The sequence below is a fragment of the uncultured Campylobacter sp. genome (genome assembly GCF_938045205.1).
Classification (GTDB): domain Bacteria; phylum Campylobacterota; class Campylobacteria; order Campylobacterales; family Campylobacteraceae; genus Campylobacter_B.
The window spans coordinates 1-2339 of the sequence record NZ_CALIMY010000096.1 but is presented as its reverse complement, the minus strand read 5'-3'; the positions used below and the strand labels follow the sequence as shown (position 1 = coordinate 2339).

Sequence of the window (2339 nt, the reverse complement as noted above, 5' to 3'; positions counted from 1 at the left end):
GATTGCCTCACTGCTTGCAAAGGAGCAAAGTTACAACTCGCAGCTAGAAAAGATGGCGCAGCAGCGAGTGGGTATAGAGGAAAAATACGCACGCAACCGCGAGAACTTGGAATTTAGCGCAGCAGAAAAAATCCGCCTGGCAAATCAGGCAGGGATGAGCGAGGAAGCAAAATTTAACGACGATCGCCTAGCTCTATCCCGCTCACTTAGCGCAGCCAAAGAAGCGCTCAATAATAAAGATCTGGAAAGCTTCAAGCGCTATGCCGATCAAGCCGCGAAAATCAACGATAGCCTAGGAGCGCAAAAGAGCTTAGGAAGCGGCAAAAACGCGCAAACTATCAATAGGGCGGCAGATTATAAAAATACGGTAAATGAAATTTTGGCGTTAAATTTGAGCGCAAACGAGATGCAAAAAAATGCCGATCTTGCCGCTCATGACGCCAAGATGGCAAATATTGCTGCTGAAAAGGCGGCGGTAGAGGCTAGCTTGCAGAGCGAAAAGGCGCTCTATAACGAGCTAATTGCACTAAAACAAAGAGCTACAGAGGGCAAGATAGATTTTAGCGCCGAGGGGTTTGAGGAAGTAAAAACCAAAATCGCCGAGCTAAAAGACGCAATGAACGGAGGGGCTAGCATCAAAATAACCGCGGACGACACGGCGGCTCAGGAAGCGAAAAAGAGCCTGCAAGCTCCAAGCTCAAGCATCCATACGATCGATCCGGACGCCAAGGCGGCGCAAAAGACGATTGAGGCTCTTAAAAGACCCACATCATCGGTCCATACGATCCACGTCAAAACCATAGGTGGAGGCAAGATAAAAGGCACAAATGCCGCAGCTTTTGCTAGCGGTGGAGCGGTGGAGCTTTTTAAAAGGTATAGCGGCAAGATCGCTGGGCATGATCCCTTTGGCAAAGACGACGTGCCCGCGATGCTAAGTAGGGGTGAGTTTATCCAAAACGTCAGAGCCGTAGACTACTACGGCGCTAAATTTTTTGCAAAGCTAAACGCTAGAGCGATCCCAAAAGAGAAGTTAGCCCACTTCGCTAGCGGTGGACTTGTATTAGCTCGCCAAAACAGCGAGTTTATGCAAAGAATAGATATGAGCATAAGCTCCGCAGACGTTAGGAGGTTAGCCAATAGGCTCTCCGATAAATTCTATGCGATGATCGATAAAAGGCTTTTTAGAAACGGGCTCGACGCCGTTAGGTCATGGAGTGCGCAATATCCGGGATTTTTTAAGATTAAAGGAAACGATTATTTTACGAATTTTCGCGCTCTTGCCGAGGATCTATTATCTAGAGCGAAGCAGGGTCTAAACATAGAGGGTTATGCCGCCGAGTTTATAAAGCCGAATGCCGCTGCTGCTAAAAATGTAAATTTAAACTTCAATTTAGGCGGAGCGAGCTACAAAGCTCAAACCGACGAAGACACCGCAGCAGCGCTTCAAAGGTATCTAAAAGGAGCCGGAGTATGAGATTAAAAGCCGTAGAAAACGTAAAACTCGACGAGCCTTTGTTTTTACAAGACGAATTTAGGAATTATTCGCTTATAGCGGCAAGCGAGACCGCTATAAGCGGAGCGGAGATAGTATTTTTAAGGGAGCGCAAAAACAGAGCCCTCGTATTTTCCAGTGATGAGATCGCATGGCAAAGCAAAGCCTGCATAGACGCCCTGATCGCTCTAGCCGAAAGCTCTGCTGATAGCGAGCTTGTGCTGCTAACTGATACGGGGCAAATCAGAGCAAGGTTTGATTATACGGACGCTGCGGTGAGCGCAGAGCCGCTTTTTAAAAGCGCAGAGCCGCTCTTTTATCTGACGCTTAAATTCAAAGAGGTTTAAAAATTTTGCGAAAAGTCAAATTTATAAAAAAGGAGGCCCAATTTAATGGCAACGAATATAAATTTTTATAAAAACGAGGAATGCACGCAGGCGGTATCTACGGGGGATCGCCCGTTTCCGGATCCTGCGATTTCGATTTTGGCCCCCTCGTCAAAAACCGACGAAGTAACGATCTATGCAAAAATTTTGGATCTTGCAACCACCCTTTATCCGCATGTAACGATCATCTATGAAAAGCGAAATATAGAGTATCTAGGCGCAAGCGTCGGAGGAACCGAGATAAAAATATTCGAAGTAAGCGGCGAGGGGAAAGACGCATTAGAGTTTAATTCCTTAAGCGGCGGTATGCCGACCGAGGGGGAATGTTACGCTTTTTCAGGCACGACGAACGCCTTGCGAGTAGATAAGGTAAATGGCAATAAAATAAGCTTTACGGACGAGGATCTATCCTATATCAAAAAGGGCGAGCTTGCTTTTAAGCTACTTCCTTTATTTTCGGA

Annotated in this window: 3 protein-coding genes; all 3 read left to right on the top strand. The window is 46.5% G+C overall.

Features of this window, described 5'->3' with window-relative positions; genetic code table 11:
* Window positions 1–1474 (top strand): hypothetical protein (locus Q0198_RS05280; protein ID WP_297895859.1); only part of this gene is annotated, 1474 nt, incomplete at its 5' end.
* Window positions 1471–1839: a hypothetical protein gene (locus Q0198_RS05275; protein WP_297895858.1), complete on the top strand. Its 369-nt coding sequence runs from the start codon at window positions 1471–1473 to the stop codon at window positions 1837–1839. The genes Q0198_RS05280 and Q0198_RS05275, both read left to right, overlap by 4 nt.
* Window positions 1840–1884: 45 nt before the next feature.
* On the top strand, window positions 1885–2339 hold a 455-nt coding region (locus tag Q0198_RS05270; protein ID WP_297895856.1), incomplete at its 3' end, for a hypothetical protein.